This window comes from Rossellomorea sp. LJF3 (genome assembly GCF_037046045.1).
In the GTDB taxonomy this organism is placed as follows: domain Bacteria; phylum Bacillota; class Bacilli; order Bacillales; family Bacillaceae_B; genus Rossellomorea.
On the sequence record NZ_JBANLY010000001.1, the window covers coordinates 353,578 to 368,991 of the forward strand.

14 protein-coding genes and 1 riboswitch are annotated in these 15,414 nt (G+C 42.5%); of the genes, 3 read left to right on the forward strand and 11 right to left on the reverse strand.

All coding sequences use genetic code 11. From position 1 onward, the window contains the following. Positions 1-11: 11 nt before the first annotated feature. Positions 12-869: a CvfB family protein gene (locus V8G47_RS01845; RefSeq protein ID WP_336198598.1), complete on the reverse strand. Its 858-nt coding sequence runs from the start codon at positions 867-869 to the stop codon at positions 12-14. 215 nt (positions 870-1,084) lie between these two features. Then, positions 1,085-1,185, forward strand: a riboswitch (purine riboswitch). Positions 1,186-1,272: 87 nt separating this feature from the next. Here V8G47_RS01845 and V8G47_RS01850 point away from each other — a divergent pair. After that, on the forward strand, positions 1,273-2,565 hold the full coding sequence (locus V8G47_RS01850; protein WP_336198599.1) for an NCS2 family permease: 1,293 nt from the start codon (positions 1,273-1,275) through the stop codon (positions 2,563-2,565). Positions 2,566-2,608: 43 nt separating this feature from the next. On the opposite strand, the gene V8G47_RS01855 is transcribed toward V8G47_RS01850, so the two are convergent. Together V8G47_RS01855 and V8G47_RS01860 are read right to left on the reverse strand one after the other, a co-directional pair. After that, positions 2,609-3,823: an MFS transporter gene (locus V8G47_RS01855; protein WP_336198600.1), complete on the reverse strand. Its 1,215-nt coding sequence runs from the start codon at positions 3,821-3,823 to the stop codon at positions 2,609-2,611. A gap of 116 nt (positions 3,824-3,939) precedes the next feature. Then, positions 3,940-4,455, reverse strand: coding sequence for a YhcN/YlaJ family sporulation lipoprotein (locus V8G47_RS01860; RefSeq protein WP_336198601.1), 516 nt, complete (start codon positions 4,453-4,455; stop codon positions 3,940-3,942). Between the two features lie 136 nt (positions 4,456-4,591). Between V8G47_RS01860 and V8G47_RS01865 the strand changes: the two genes are divergently transcribed. Continuing rightward, entirely contained in the window at positions 4,592-5,320 is a 729-nt protein-coding gene (locus tag V8G47_RS01865) for a ZIP family metal transporter (RefSeq protein ID WP_336198602.1), read from the forward strand. Positions 5,321-5,381: 61 nt separating this feature from the next. Here V8G47_RS01865 and V8G47_RS01870 read toward each other — a convergent pair whose 3' ends face one another. The 3 genes from V8G47_RS01870 to V8G47_RS01880 form a co-directional block, all read right to left on the reverse strand. Then, complete coding sequence (locus V8G47_RS01870; protein WP_336198603.1) at positions 5,382-7,313, reverse strand: endonuclease MutS2; 1,932 nt, start codon at positions 7,311-7,313, stop codon at positions 5,382-5,384. Positions 7,314-7,737: 424 nt separating this feature from the next. After that, on the reverse strand, positions 7,738-8,166 hold the full coding sequence (locus V8G47_RS01875) for a DUF4395 domain-containing protein (RefSeq protein WP_336198604.1): 429 nt from the start codon (positions 8,164-8,166) through the stop codon (positions 7,738-7,740). A 138-nt stretch (positions 8,167-8,304) separates the two neighbouring features. Next, positions 8,305-8,478 (reverse strand): DUF1232 domain-containing protein, encoded by a 174-nt coding sequence (locus tag V8G47_RS01880; RefSeq protein WP_336198605.1) that lies wholly within the window; start codon positions 8,476-8,478, stop codon positions 8,305-8,307. Between the two features lie 416 nt (positions 8,479-8,894). On the opposite strand from V8G47_RS01880, the gene V8G47_RS01885 reads away from it, so the two are divergent. Continuing rightward, positions 8,895-10,496, forward strand: a complete 1,602-nt coding sequence (locus V8G47_RS01885) for an ABC-F family ATP-binding cassette domain-containing protein (RefSeq protein WP_034758938.1) — start codon at positions 8,895-8,897, stop codon at positions 10,494-10,496. A 68-nt stretch (positions 10,497-10,564) separates the two neighbouring features. Here the strand turns inward: V8G47_RS01885 and recQ are convergent, their stop codons facing one another. The 5 genes from recQ to V8G47_RS01910 form a co-directional block, all read right to left on the reverse strand. Continuing rightward, entirely contained in the window at positions 10,565-12,694 is a 2,130-nt protein-coding gene (recQ, locus tag V8G47_RS01890) for a DNA helicase RecQ (RefSeq protein WP_336198606.1), read from the reverse strand. Positions 12,695-12,814: 120 nt separating this feature from the next. Then, entirely contained in the window at positions 12,815-14,416 is a 1,602-nt protein-coding gene (locus tag V8G47_RS01895; protein WP_336198607.1) for an amidohydrolase, read from the reverse strand. A 111-nt stretch (positions 14,417-14,527) separates the two neighbouring features. Then, the gene (locus V8G47_RS01900; protein ID WP_336198608.1) at positions 14,528-14,662 is read right to left on the reverse strand and encodes a hypothetical protein; all 135 of its coding nucleotides are present in this window, start codon (positions 14,660-14,662) and stop codon (positions 14,528-14,530) included. Between the two features lie 143 nt (positions 14,663-14,805). Beyond that, positions 14,806-15,021 (reverse strand): cold-inducible protein YdjO-related protein, encoded by a 216-nt coding sequence (locus tag V8G47_RS01905; protein ID WP_034758928.1) that lies wholly within the window; start codon positions 15,019-15,021, stop codon positions 14,806-14,808. A gap of 218 nt (positions 15,022-15,239) precedes the next feature. Beyond that, a complete protein-coding gene (locus tag V8G47_RS01910; RefSeq protein WP_261750718.1) occupies positions 15,240-15,371 on the reverse strand; it encodes a YuzL family protein in 132 nt (43 codons plus the stop codon). Positions 15,372-15,414 lie beyond the last annotated feature (43 nt).

Consider the following 15,414-nt stretch of genomic DNA (forward strand, 5'->3'; position numbering starts at 1 on the left):
GTCGAAATCTATTATTTCTTAAGATACGTCCATCCCTCTTCTTGATACACTTTATCTTCTTTCATCAATTTTCCCAGCGCCCTTTTGAAAGCTGCTTTACTCATATTGAAACGATCTTTGATTTCCTCGGGCTGACTCTTATCCCAAAAAGGTATCGCACCGTTCCGAACTGCCAGATACTCCAGGATGACTTCAGCATCATCCTGCATTTTATCCTGCTTCAAAGGTAAGAACGAAACATTCAGGTTTCCATCATCCTTCACGTCGATGACTCTGCCTTCAACCAGTTCCCCTAGCCTTGGCTCCGCTTTACGCTCATTCATATGAACGAAGCAGCGATATCCTTGTTCAGATAAGAAGAAGGTCCCTACCCTCAGAAGTCGATACACCCTTCCCTGTACTTTAGCATTCATCATTTCAGCGGATGCTCTTCTTGACACCTGTTCAATGATATTTTCAGTGGCCAATCTTCCGTATAAACGGTCTTGCTTATCAGTATTCAAGGTAAGGAACAGCTGATCGCCTGGATTCGGCCAAAGCTCCTGAAATTTCGGGAGATCATCAGATGAGACTAAAATATCCTTAGGCAGACCAATATTCACAAATACGCCTAAATCTTCCCGCTTGTCCACTACTTCTGCCCAACCGTATGCACCGACCTGCACCTTAGGGATTCGCATGGTCGCTGTCAAGCGCACGTCTTTATCATGATAAAGAAATACTTTCACTGTATCTCCCTCTTGGATTTCTTCCGTTATTTCAGAGTGATGCAGTAGTACACGATCGATATCATTCGTTAGAAAGAAACCGTATGGCACTTCATGATCAACGTATAAATCCTCTACTGTACCTGGTTTTAAAGAAGACATTATATTTATTCCTCCAATATTCATTCACGTATTAACTTACGTTTTCTCTACTCATTGTTTGTATTCACTAAATATAGCTTTTTTCAGGAATGATGTATAGGGCGTATGCTGTTTTTAATAATAAATCATCAATTTAGAAAATAGTGAATTCACGGACTTTTACAGGTTCCATTGACCGGATGATAGTCAGTTGTTATGATTCTTCTAATTCAATTATACCAAACATAGATGCACCTTGTATAAGTTCAAGAATATGGCTTGAACGTTTCTACCAGCTACCTTAAATGGCTTGTCTACAAGATAAAGTAAGACCAATGGAATTATTTTATCCTGTAGATATACTCTGGTTGATTCAGTCACCGGAGTTTTTTTTATTTTATTTTATCTACACGGAGGGTTATGTATGAAAACATTCTTTCAATTTGCTGAAAGAGGCACGAATTATAGAAGAGAAACGTTAGCAGGTGTCACGACTTTCCTTTCGATGGCTTATATTCTGGTTGTGAACCCCATCATCCTGAGTCAGGCCGGAATGGATAAAGGGGCATTATTTACAGCCACCGCTCTGTCAGCGATTGTTGGATCCCTGTTAATCGGTCTACTGGCAAACTTTCCGATCGGGATCGCCCCCAGCATGGGTCTCAACTCTTTCTTTACCTTTTCGGTATGCATCGGAATGGGAGTGGACTGGGAAATCGCCCTGACAGGAGTATTTATTGCTGGCATCATCTTTATGATTTTAAGTGTGATGAAGATCCGTGAAAAGATCATCAATGTCATCCCGCAGGATTTAAAATTTGCCATTGCCGGCGGCATCGGTTTTTTCGTGGCATTCATAGGTTTTAAAAACGCGGGACTCGTCGTTGCCAACCCTGAAACATTTGTATCGATCGGGAACCTTTCTTCCCCTCCAACACTACTTGCTGTATTTGGTTTTATCATTACCCTGATGATGTTAGTGAAGGGTATTAAAGGCGGGATATTCTATGGGATGGTTGCAACTACGATCATCGGTATGGTCGCGGGGCAAATCTCCGTGCCTCACTCCATTATCGGGGGTGTCCCTAGTCTTGAGCCGACATTCGGAGTGGTATTCAACCATTTAGGGGATATATTCACACTTGAAATCATGGCGGTCATCTTTACCTTTCTGTTTGTGGCTTTCTTTGATACGGCAGGTGCCTTGATAGCGGTTGCCAGTCAAGCAGGGATCATGAAAGATAATCAGATTCCAAACGCAGGCCGGGCTCTCCTGGCTGACTCAGCATCGGGAGTGGCAGGAGCGATATTCGGGACCTCAACAACGGCATCGTTTGTAGAGTCCTCTGCAGGAGTGGCCGTCGGGGGAAGAACCGGATTTACGTCTATCGTGATTGCCATCTGTTTCTCCGTCGCCCTGTTCTTTTCCCCCATCTTATCGGTCATCACTCCAGAAGTGACTGCCCCTGCACTTATCATTGTCGGTGCATTGATGGCTACGGAAGTCAGACATATCAATTGGAATCGACTTGAAGTGGTCATTCCATCTTTTGTGACTATTATTATGATGCCTTTAACCTTCAGTGTTGCAACGGGAATCGCATTAGGTTTCATTCTTTATCCGTTTGCGATGATTTCATTGAAAAAGTGGAAGGAAGTTCATCCAATCATGTACATCCTTTGTGGGTTATTCATTATTTACTTTGCATTTTCTTAAAAAACGAAGAGGTGATGCCGCTTGGACGGGATCACCTCTTTTGTTATTTATGGAAGTTTCTTACCGCTTCGTCTGAGGGGAGGAAGAATGTCATCATCCCGAGTAGTGGTAGAAAGCTGCATAGGATCATGACGAATCGGATGGTGTAAAGATCGGCCAGTCCTCCAAAGATGACTGCTCCGACAGCTCCCATGCCGAATGCCAAACCAACAGTCAAACCGGACACCATCCCGATTTTACTTGGCATCAGTTCTTGGGCATACACCACGATGACACTGAAACTTGACGATAAAATAAATCCGATACAAAAAATGAACGGAAAGACAACGGAGAGCGGTAAATAAGGTAATGCAAGGGTCAGAGGTGCAGCTCCGATCATAGAAAAGAAAATGATGTTCCTCTTTCCGAAACGATCCGCAAGCGGCCCCCCCATAAAGGTTCCCAAGACTCCTGCAAACATAAAGGCAAATATGTAGGCCTGGGCTTTTTTAATAGTAAGACCGTAGTCCTCAATCAAGTAAAACTGGTAATAATTTGATAACCCTGCTCCGTACCATGACCTTGCAAACACAAGGAATACAACAAACACCATAGCCCACTTGATTTTCGGGTTAATAGGGTTTTTTCTTCCATCTTCATTCTTTTTCCTCTTGCTTCTTTCATTGAAACGTAACTGATCTGAATACCAATTAGAGACCCGGAACAAGACAAAAACTCCAATAATGGCTACGATCGTAAACCATAAGGCTCCTATTTGACCAAAAGGGACAAAGACAAAGGCAGTAATCAACGGGGCAAGCGCCTGTCCGGTATTTCCACCCACCTGATAGATCGACTGAGCCAGTCCCCTTCGATTTCCGGCAGCCATATAAGCCACTCTTGAGCCTTCAGGATGGAAAATGGCAGAACCGAATCCGATAAATAGTACGGAAACGATGATCCAAATAAAATGACTGGATAGGGCAAAACCAATCAACCCTGCTAAGCTGGACAACATCCCCAATGGAAGTAAGTACGGCTTTGAACGTATATCGGCATAAAATCCGAAGACCGGCTGCAATAAAGAAGACGTCATATTGAGTGAGAAGGCAATCCAGCCGATTTGCATATAACTCAGCTCCAATGACTTCTCAATGATTGGGAACATAGCCGGCACGACAGCTTGGAGTGTGTCATTGATAAAATGTCCCGAGCTGATGGCGAATAGAACTCCATATATAGTAGGATTCAATGCCGGTTTGGATGCTGTTTGGGCCATGTCCACCTCTCCCTTCCATTTATTTCGTCACTCTAAATAGTATACTGAATAATTCGAACATTTCCTATGGGAAAATAAAAAAAGCCGAAACTAAGTTCGACTTTTTCACTTAAGCATTATCCTCTGTTCGGGAATACCCGCTTCACCATATCCGCTATCTCTTCACCAAATCCTTCAATCGGCTTCCCATTTCTTGCTTTATCGGCATACCCTCTCATACGGTCTACGAAATCGGGATTTGTTGACACATACACATTATTGATACTGCCATTTTCTTTTTTCACTTGATCAGAGATTTTCTTTTCCAATTCCTTTGAAACATTCCCATTTTTATCATCTTCTAATACAGCAGCAACGTATGCATTTTGATCTGTCGTCAGCACATAAGCACTTCTAACTTCTTTAAGTTCTGCCACTTTCCCCGCTTCTCTGTCAGCAAGTGAGTAATTTTCTCTCATCGTCCCATCATTCACATAATCCCGGTTCGCCTGATCATTCTTGTAGTTCACTCTCTCCAGGTTACGGTTGTTCATTTGCTGTCCTTCTTCATTCATGTTATTGCTTGTACCACAACCGGCAGCAGTGAGCATGAATATGAATCCAATAGTGGAAATCAATAGATATTTTTTCATTTTTTTGCCTCCTAAAATTTATTCAATCTTACTTTCCCCAGCGCTCCCTGGATCTATACAAGGGATCGGTTTATGTTTAATTCATTACTCAATTAGGGAAAACTCGATATGAAAACGATTAAGGGAGGTAGGATCATTGTTCCAGGCAGCTTTGTGGGGAGGGGTAGCCAGTCTCTCCCTCTTGATCGGCGCTTTTATGGCAATATTTCTTCATATACCAAAAAAAGTGGTAGCCTTTATTATGGCATTAGGTACAGGTCTGATCATCGGATCCGCTACTTTTGATCTTTTAAGTGAAGCAGAAGGAAAAGCGGATTTGATTTACCTCATTTCCATGTTCCTTCTGGGTGCCCTTATCTTTACATTATTTGAAATGTTCATTTCTAAAAAAGGTGGAAGCGAAAGAAAACGGTCGAAGAAGAATCCCCATGGCCACTCGGGGCTCGCCATTTATGTCGGTACCATCATGGATGCCATACCGGAATCCATCATCATCGGTGTCAGCTTTATTGAAAGTCAATCCATGCAATGGGTCTTCATCATCGCTATATTCATCAGTAATTTGCCTGAATCTTTATCCAGCAGCATAGGGTTGAAGCTCGATCATTACAGCACGAAGAAAATCCTTTACTTATGGGGAAGTGTTGTCATTCTTTCTTCTCTCAGTTCTTTGCTTGGATATGTATTACTGCAGGATGCCCCCGAAAGCACTTCATACATAATCGGAGCGTTCGGGGCCGGGGGGCTGCTCGCTATGGCCTCTTCAACAATGATGCCGGAAGCATATGAGGAAGGCGGACCCATTGTCGGTTTCCTTTCTTCCCTGGGAATCATTCTTTCCTTTGTGTTGACACATATGTCATAGATGTTTGAAGAATGCATCAGAAAAAACGTACTCAGGTTCAAGCCTGAGTACGTTTTTTCAATTATTCCTCAAGATTGATGGTCAAGCCTTCTACAAATCGTTTTCCCATAAGCTTATCCTTTTTACGATTTTCTTTGCTATTAAAGATAATATCGAAATCATAATCCTCTGGATACAATTCCTTGGCGGATACATACAGACGGAGCCGTTTATGACTCACAGATCTCTTTTCCCCTTTGATCTGTACGGTGTAATTCCCTAAACCATCAGGGCCTTCATAGACAATGCCAAATTCTCCTTCCGGGGAGATCTGGACATTATCTCCTTTGGCAAAGGAGATGATGCTTCTGGTTTGTTTCTGGATTTTTCCGTGATTCCTTTTTTTATGCTTGTTAACGATCATTTGTTTCTCCATTTCCTTTTTTTCACTGTAGTCGATTTCTCCAAGACTATATGTTTTCTTCTGCTTATAGGTGATTTCATGTGCTTTTTCAATGATCTCTGGGTGCATTCCAAGCTTCAATGCAATGGAAAATGCCTGACTATCCCCACCCTGACCAACAATCAGTTTATACGTTGGCTGCAAGGTGTCGATGTTAAACTCCATACTGCCATTCATAAAACCTTCATGCTCCCCTGCAAAATGTTTGATTTCACTATAGTGAGTAGTGGCAATAAGCGTGGCTCCCTTTTCATATAATTGATCCAGGATAGCCGTGGCGAGACCCATTCCCTCCATAGGATCTGTACCGGAGCCGAGTTCATCCAACAGGACAAGGGACCGGTCGTTAGTATCCTTTAATATGTTGATGATATTTTTTATATGGGAACTGAATGTACTCAAATTTTGTTGAAGGCTCTGCCCATCCCCGATGTCCAGGAGTATTTGTTGATATATACTGATTTCACTGCCCTCGGCTGCTGGAATATGCAAACCGCATTGGGTCATGAGGGTAAGGAGTCCCACCGTCTTTATGGTAACGGTTTTCCCACCGGTATTGGGGCCGGTGATCACCAATGCATGAAATCCCTCCCCCATCTTGATGGTTAGGGGGACTGCCTGTTTCCCCAATAATGGATGAACCGCATTGATCAAGTGAATCCTCTGTTCTTCATTTACAATCGCCTTCACTCCATCATAGGCGCGACTATATTTTGCTTTGGCGAATAATACATCATAGTGGACCATCGTTTCAACCGCAAGTCTTAGTTGTGGCTCGTATGTTTGCACCATACCAGTCAATGTCCATAGAATATTTTCAACTTCATGATCTTCTTCGAATTTTAGAGTGAGGAGCTGATCCTGTTGTTTGCTCAATTCCTCCGGCTCGATATACAGGGTTGAACCCGAGGCTGAAGAATCCAGAACGGCCCCTTTCATCTTCCCCCTGAATTCTTTCTTGATGGGAATGACATATCGCCCGTTTCGTTGACTAACAATCGATTCTTGAAGAAATGATTTATACTTTGCCGATTTGACAATCGATTGTACTTTATCCTTTAACCGTTCTTCCTGGATTCCTGCCTGCTTCCGAATCCTCAACAATTCCTTACTCGCATAATCGTCGACTCTGCCATTCCTGATGCATCGGTTGATTTCCTCTCCGAGATCGGGGATCTCTTCAATGGAGTAAACATAGGAAGAAACCCTCGGTGCGAGCCATTGTTTATCCTCCATATATTTTTTCAGCTTTTTACATGCATCGAGAAAATAATATAAACTTGTGAGCTGATCCGGCCTCAGGGGAACACCTTTATTCAAATTCCCCATGATGTTCTCCACCCCGTCTAATGCGTGGATAGGTACGCTGGCACTTTTCTTTAAGATGTGTACAGCTTCTGACACCTCATCGAGGAGCATTTCAATTTGACGGATATTTGTGGATGGCCGTAACTTCCACAATTCCTTTTTACCTTCTTCCGTCAGAGCAAATCCCATTAATTCTTCTTTCACTGAGTTAAACTCAAGTGTTTGAAACGTTTTTTCATTCATTCCATTTCCCTCCGAATATACAAAAATAGACCACAACGAACAATGTCCATCGTGGTCTTCCTTCACTCGTATACAATCCTCCCCATCATAATAGCGCACGTGTAATTGCAAACAGCCTCCCGATCACCTATGTGAAAAGAAGTCCTCATTTGCAGAATGATGCACAAAAAAAGAGCTGTGCACAAAGACACAGCTCTCCTGATTTAGGGGTGAGTATGCTATGACCATTGTTCTTAACTACATTTTGAAGGCATAGCTAAATAAGCTGATCCAGCAGCCTGAATTAAAAGGCTACTGCCTGCAAAATGTCCGTATTCATTTCACGGTTAGTTAAGAACGACACCTAACATATTACATACTCCCTTTGTATACACTATTTAAATTCAAGAATAGTTTACGACGTATTCCATCTATTGTCAATAGGTTACTGTAATGAACGCTTATATTGGAACCTTTTCCATTGAAAGCGGATGAAACATCCTATGCAGAATCCTGCAAGGGCGACGGACGCAGCCACAAAGACCATCCCTGAGAAAAGATATACCCCCGTATTCCATCCTGCCAGGCTACTAATGATGGAGCCTCCCAGACAGCTGACTGCAATGATATTGTTGAAACGTTGCTGCTCAGCGTCTTCAGGCGGATATGCGGTAGGTTCTTTCCTTAAGAAGAGCTTCCCTGCCTGCATGACGGGATTATACTTAAAAAGTAAAGCTGACATTCCGACCAAGAACGGAAGCAGCAAGAAAAATTCTATTTGGGACAACCATGAAAGAGCAACAGTTGTTACGATGAACCATTGATTCAACTGAACTAATGGTTTTGGTATTGGTTTGGCTGGAGCTGTACTCATATTAATTCATACCTTTCTGATTGGAATTGATGTAATTATAGTGTATGGGATAGAGATGAAAAAATCAAAAGAAAAAACCGAAACCGGCTGCCCATTTTTGGCCGGTTTCGGTTTTCACTATACGGACGCAACGCCTGCTCATTTCTGTAATTTCTTCAACTCATATTTTTTTTGTAACTCTAGAGGAGCCATCTTTACCATCAGTTGAAGAATGAAGGTAAACACCGCCAGATCATCGACAATCCCCAGTAATAAAAACACATCCGGGATCACGTCCAACGGCAGCCAGATATAAAAAACAACCAACCCCACTGATAAACCCTTCTTCACCGCTGAAACATCACTGGAACGAAAAAAATCAATCAGAAACGGAACCGACCTACGAACATTAAAAAGAAACCGCACACGCTTCACAAACCTTATCATCTCGTCATCACCTGTTTGTTTTTTTTGTTATCATAGCACACAAACCAACTGGAAGTATCATTTCCTACAGAGCATCGATTTTTGGCTCATTCGAGGGAAACCTTTGTGTCACTTGGGGAAATGAGTCAAAAATCACTTCGTAAAAAATAATATACTAATGTTGCCCTTTGTTCTTCTTCAAATCCTCTTTCCCCTTATGTAAATACCCCGTAAATTTATCACTGTTCCTGCTAACACTCTATCTTTTTAGCATACTTGCGTGTTATAATCTTTTAGATTGAGTATTAGGAGGTATTTCACATATGATTCAGGTATCAGATGTAAGCTTACGTTTTGGTGATAGAAAGCTATTCGAAGACGTGAATATAAAGTTTAATCCAGGGAATTGCTACGGACTTATCGGAGCAAACGGTGCTGGTAAATCAACATTTTTAAAGATTCTTTCAGGAGAAATCGAAGCGCAGACCGGCCATGTATCCATGGGGTCAGGAGAGCGACTTGCTGTCTTGAAGCAGGATCACTTCGAATATGAAGAATATGAAGTGCTGAAAGTTGTCATAATGGGACATACCCGTTTATATGAAGTCATGCAGGAAAAAGATGCCATCTACATGAAAGAAGATTTTTCTGATGAGGACGGTATGAGAGCGGCAGAATTAGAAGGTGAATTCGCCGAGCTTAACGGTTGGGAAGCTGAATCAGAAGCTGCCATCCTACTAAAAGGCTTAGGAATCAACGAAGACCTTCACACGAAACAAATGTCCGAACTGACAGGTGGAGAAAAAGTAAAAGTATTACTGGCACAAGCACTATTCGGCAAGCCGGATGTCCTTTTACTCGATGAGCCTACCAACCACTTGGACATCCAGGCGATTCAGTGGTTAGAAGACTTCTTGATCAATTTCGAGAACACAGTCATCGTGGTATCACATGACCGTCACTTCTTAAACAAAGTATGTACGCACATTGCCGACCTTGACTTCGGGAAAATCCAAGTATATGTCGGAAACTATGATTTCTGGTATGAATCCAGTCAATTAGCTCTGAAAATGGCTCAGGATCAGAATAAGAAGAAGGAAGAAAAGATCAAAGAGCTTCAGGCATTCGTTGCCCGGTTCAGTGCAAATGCATCTAAATCGAAACAAGCCACTTCACGTAAAAAATCGTTGGAGAAAATTTCTTTGGATGACATCAAACCAAGCTCACGTCGTTATCCATATGTACAATTCAAGCCGGAGCGTGAAATTGGTAACGATGTTCTCCGTGTTGAAGGTCTTACAAAAACGGTTGACGGAGTAAAGGTCTTGAACAATGTTAGCTTTATCCTGAATAAAGAAGACAAAATCGCACTCGTCGGAGCAAATGAAATTGCCAAGACCACTCTTTTCAAAATCCTTGCCGGGGAAATGGAACCCGACAGCGGTACATTCAAGTGGGGAGTGACGACCTCCCAAGCTTATTTCCCGAATGAAAACTCAAAGTACTTTGAAGGAAATGAACCTTCCCTTGTGGACTGGTTACGTCAATACTCACCGGAAGATGAGAGTGAAACATTCCTTCGCGGATTCCTGGGTCGCATGCTTTTCTCAGGTGAAGAAGTATTAAAGAAACCGAGTGTTCTTTCCGGAGGGGAAAAAGTCCGCTGTATGTTATCCAAGATGATGCTTAGCGGGTCAAACGTCCTTCTGCTTGATGAACCTACCAACCACTTGGATTTGGAGTCCATCACGGCATTGAATAACGGTTTGATCAACTTCAAAGGGGCGATGATTTTCGCATCCCATGACCATCAGTTCATTCAAACAATCGCGAATCGCATTATCGAAATCACCGAAGACGGTGTCATCGATAAAGAAACAACCTATGATGAATTCCTGGAAATGAAAGCTGCCATGAAGGCGTAACAAGATATAAGAAAAAAAGCAGAAGCCGAAAAATCGGTTTCTGCTTTTTTTCTTATGTGTGACAAGGGTTATGAGCTTTGTCCGCTCTTTACTAAGTACCCTTTGATTTGAAAATAGCTGATGTCTTTCGGCAGCTCTTCTTTAATTGGTTTCAACAGGTCCGTCCCTGCCTTTGAAACCGCTTCTTCAATCAGGCTCTCCTCTTCATCTGTAAATAGGATACTCCAATCATTAAGGATGCCTTCCTGATAGGTACGGATGATGTGATTTTCAATCGTAGCCGTACTCATCCCCCGCTCTTTCGCAATTTCTTTAATTCCTTTGTGATCCTTAAATAAGGCATAGCTGATTAAATAAGATGCCGTATCAGAATGATTCGCCTTCCGTGCAGGCGCAGGCTTCACTGTCTCCACCTGATGTGTTGGATTTTCTTCTAAGAAAGCTGAGATTTCCGCAATGAACATTTCTCCATAGCGATCCTTCTTACTTTCCCCCACTCCACTTACCTGAAGAAATTCTTCTTGGGTTTTCGGCAGTTTCACACACATATCCTGTAATGCCTTATCCGAAAAAATGACAAAGGGCGGGACCCCTTCTGAATCTGCAATGGATTTCCGGAGGGCTCTGAGGGTCTGAAATAAACCATCTTCCTTAGGGATAATGGCAGAAACAGTAGGCTGTACCTTTCTGGATACGGTTCTTTCTCCCACCAATACCTCTTTTCCCTTGGATGACACCTTCAGAACGGGAAAACTGCCACCCTCCACCTGAATGATCCCTTCAGAAATCAAATAATCGATGAACAGTCCGACTTCTTTCTGAGATTGATCCTTCATTAATCCATAGGTGGATAACCGGTCGAATCCCCAGTCTAGTATTTTCTTATTCCTTGATCCCGTCAGCACACCACTGATAAGGGAGGTTCCAAACCTCTCATTCATCCTCATCATACAGGATAAGACCATTTGTGCTTCCTTTGTGACATCCTCGGATTCTCTCTCATCCAGGCAGTTGCTGCAATGGCCGCAGGCTTCCTCCACCCGTTCCCCGAAATATGCCAGAATGTAGTTCTGTAAACAGGATTCGGTATGGACAAAATCGACCATGTCACGTAATTTCTGCATTTCGTTCTGATGCAATTCCGGATTGATGATATTTTGATCAATGATGTACCGCTGCGTCTGGATATCCTGTGGGGAAAACAATAACACACATTCGCTTTCCACTCCATCACGGCCTGCCCTGCCGGCCTCTTGATAGTATCCTTCCATATTCTTCGGAATTTGATAGTGAATCACGAAACGGACATTCGACTTATTGATCCCCATTCCAAACGCATTGGTCGCTATCATGATGGTGATGGAATCATTCAGGAAAGCTTCCTGCTGTTCCTGCCTTAATGTGTCAGAAAGCCCGCCATGATATTTCCCGACGGCCACTCCTTTTTTCTCGAAGAATAGATAAAGGTTTTCCACTTCTTTGCGTGTCGCACAATAAATAATACCCGAATGCTGCTGATTCTTTTTTACATACCGTTCTACCCAACGCTTTCGATCTTCTCCTTTTACTACCTGGAAAAATAAGTTCGTCCTCTGGAATCCAGTTAATACTTTGTATTTTTCCGGAATGTGCAGGTGATGAAGGATATCGGACTGCACCTGGGGAGTGGCTGTTGCTGTAAGAGCAAGAATCGCTGGATTTGAACGGAGCTGGTTCACAGCATTGTAGATCCCTAAATAGCTGGGTCTGAAATCATGTCCCCATTGGGATAAGCAATGGGCTTCGTCTACAGCTACAAGGGGAATGGGCAAGGTATTCAGGAAACGAATAAAACCATACGATTCCAATCGCTCCGGGGCAATATAAACAAGCTTGTATTCCCCTGATGATATCTCTTCCATTCTATTCTCTACTTCACTGTTTGATAGGGTACTATTAATAAAGGTAGCGGGAATGCCTTGATGAATCAATGAATCCACCTGGTCCTTCATCAGGGAGATAAGGGGTGAGATCACCAGGGTCACGCCATCGAGCATAAGTGCGGGAATCTGGTAACAGAGTGATTTCCCACCACCAGTGGGCATGATGCCGACAGTGTTTTTTCCGTCCAGTATGTATTGAATGATACTTGCTTGACCATCCCTGAATTCATCATATCCAAAGTATTGCTTTAATACTTTTTTTGCTTCTGTGATCAAATATCTTCCCTCCAAATGATGTTCTTTCCCTATATTGTATTAAAGAAAAGGGGAAGTGCCAATAGGAAGTCCAAAGTTCCCAAAAAAAGCCCCCCGTATTGAGGGGGCGATTCCAAATCCTTATAACGAATAGACCTTCTTACCATTATGCCATGTTTCTACAACCCTGATGTTGTTTATTTCATCGCTTGAAACCTCCATGGGATGCCGATCCAGCAGGATGAAATCTGCACGTTCTCCTTCCGAGAGGGTTCCTGAATTATGTGGTTCATTTAATTCGATGATGGTAGGCATGGACGTATATCCCCTATACGCTTCATTCACTGTCAGCTTTTCCTGGGGCTGCCAGCCACCTGATGGATTTCCAGTAAGGTCGGTCCTGTTCACGGCTGCAAACATACCCTCGAAGGGATCGATGGAACCAATAGGCAGGTCCGAGCTTAATGTATAAGGGATTCCCCGGTTTACAATACTTTTAAATGCATCGCAGTAGGGAGCAAGATCTTCCCCTACCCATTTTACTTTTTGGTCCCATTCCCCCATTAAGAAAGAAGGCTGAGTTTCAATCGTGGGTTTGAGTTTTTCCAATCGGTATAGTAAGTCCTCCCCCAAGGTTTGAGCATGGATGACCCTGTGATGATACATATCGGTTCGCGCTTCTTTCTGTTCGAGTGCGGTAATCGCCTGTTCAACCGCTTGATCACCGATGGCATGCATGGCCACCTGCATGCGATTTTCACCTGCCAGCCTTACCAATTCATTCAGCTCTTCCTGTGTATAGATCAAGATGCCGTTTGTATCAGGCTGGTCCTTATAAGGGATCCTCATGGCCGAGGTATGAAGACGTTGAGTCCCATCAAGGAATATCTTCACAGCGCCCACTTTCACATGTTCTGTACCTTCGCCTGTCCGTTCTGGATGGCGCTCGAGAAAATCGTGCAGATGCTGTTTTTTAAAGATGTAGTGATGCAAGTATACTCTGATCGGTAATTCCCCTTCTTTTTCCAACCCGGTATAGGCCTCCCATAACCGATCATAAGAACCAATGAAATTCAGGTCGTCCGTGTGAATGGTCGTAATCCCATGCTTGAGCATATGAGGAATCCCGTGTTTGATTGCATCCTTGGCATCTTCACTGCTTCTCTTCCGGAAATGATGTTTGATGAAATGTACGGCACTATCCTTGAAACGGCCTGTCCAGTCGCCGCTGTCATCTGTTTCTTTGAAAGCATCTGGAATTTCGTTGAATTCCTCTTCATCCTTTAACAAATCTATGACCTTATGATTCACAATGCATTCATGACCGTCCTGATGAAGAAAAAACATATACGTATGTAAATGCAATTCATCCAGATCTTTACCGGTCAAAAGATCATTTCGATCCTTAAACTCACTATCATCAAGGCCTCTTCCTACGATCCAATCCCCATTCTCCATTTCAGGATAATATTCAAGAACTTCCTTTTTCATTTCTTCCCAGCTTGTCACATGTCTAAGGTCGAGTTCTCTCTTCATTAATCCATACCGTAAAAAATGCATGTGTGAATCATGAAATGCCGGGGACAGCACTCTTTCCATCCCATCGACCGTTTCCCCGTTTTCGGTTTTTCTTTCTTCTTCTTTGATCCTGGTTATCCTTCCCTCCTCGATCGTCACACTATACTTCTTAGTCGGGTTGGTATATTCATGACCGTCATATAATCGAACATTCGAAATCTTCACTAGACACTTCCTCCTTAAAGTTGGGTATACTCTTGTTTATACCTCAACCCGATTCGATTAAACGTAAAAAAGCTGTACATGCATAGTCGCATGTACAGCCTCTTCAATGAATCAGAACCATCTTACTGTTTTTTCTTCTTTAATTTCGTCAACTGGTTTGGACAGCTTCCAAAAACCGTCCCATACAGTTTCTTTACGCTCATTTTCAACGGTAGTACTTTTCACTTCTTTCTCTTTCTTGGACATGATGCTCCCTCCTTTAATACATAAATACATTACATACTATTCAAATGTAAAAAAAGAGTTTAATCATTTTTTCGCAATTCTTGAAACAGTTACGATCCGGATAGAAAAAAGAACCAATCCGGGGATTGGTTCTTTACGTTCAATCAGGATGATTTCATTGTTGGATGGGGATTATCCACGACTTGCAATACTTTAGTGGAAGTCACCATATCTTCTTTACAAAGCGGACACTTAGGTGTATCTTCACTCTTGAAATTATCTCTCATCCAGCCCTTACAATCTTCAGCGGAACAAGCCCAAATCTTTGTTTCCTCTGTTTTTATTTCTTCCTCAACTTGATTTCTACGACCAAAAGCCATTGAACGTCCTCCTTTAAGGTAAGTAGGATTTCCTTGCTATGCTTTCTAACAGGAAAATATTGATTGTGGTAATTTATGCTGCAGATAGTATGTGGTCAGTAATAGTACATTAATAATCGGATAAAATGCATCGATTATTTCCATTATACCATACTTGACTCCATTTTAATATATCAACACGAAAGTATGGGCTTTATGTAAAGATGGAAAGACCTGTATCATTTTTTCTTTTTGCCCCTTGAGGATGGCGCCTTCACTCCACCTGGCATCTCCTGGCTTGTCGTACCTTGCCCTTCTACTTGAGAAGAACCGAGAGTGGCTTTAGATGCATCCTTTTTCCTGTTACTCATCGAAATCACCTCCCTTTCTACCGTTCCCATGAACCTCTAATTT

What these genes read in the sequence shown, in the direction of transcription:
- V8G47_RS01845 (WP_336198598.1), bottom strand. Translation starts at nt 869, where the DNA reads ATGTCTTCTTTAAAACCAGGTACAGTAGAGGATTTATACGTTGATCAT.
- V8G47_RS01850 (WP_336198599.1), top strand. Translation starts at nt 1,273, where the DNA reads ATGAAAACATTCTTTCAATTTGCTGAAAGAGGCACGAATTATAGAAGA.
- V8G47_RS01855 (WP_336198600.1), bottom strand. Translation starts at nt 3,823, where the DNA reads ATGGCCCAAACAGCATCCAAACCGGCATTGAATCCTACTATATATGGA.
- V8G47_RS01860 (WP_336198601.1), bottom strand. Translation starts at nt 4,455, where the DNA reads ATGAAAAAATATCTATTGATTTCCACTATTGGATTCATATTCATGCTC.
- V8G47_RS01870 (WP_336198603.1), bottom strand. Translation starts at nt 7,313, where the DNA reads ATGAATGAAAAAACGTTTCAAACACTTGAGTTTAACTCAGTGAAAGAA.
- V8G47_RS01875 (WP_336198604.1), bottom strand. Translation starts at nt 8,166, where the DNA reads ATGAGTACAGCTCCAGCCAAACCAATACCAAAACCATTAGTTCAGTTG.
- V8G47_RS01885 (WP_034758938.1), top strand. Translation starts at nt 8,895, where the DNA reads ATGATTCAGGTATCAGATGTAAGCTTACGTTTTGGTGATAGAAAGCTA.
- V8G47_RS01900 (WP_336198608.1), bottom strand. Translation starts at nt 14,662, where the DNA reads ATGTCCAAGAAAGAGAAAGAAGTGAAAAGTACTACCGTTGAAAATGAG.
- V8G47_RS01905 (WP_034758928.1), bottom strand. Translation starts at nt 15,021, where the DNA reads ATGGCTTTTGGTCGTAGAAATCAAGTTGAGGAAGAAATAAAAACAGAG.
- V8G47_RS01910 (WP_261750718.1), bottom strand. Translation starts at nt 15,371, where the DNA reads ATGAGTAACAGGAAAAAGGATGCATCTAAAGCCACTCTCGGTTCTTCT.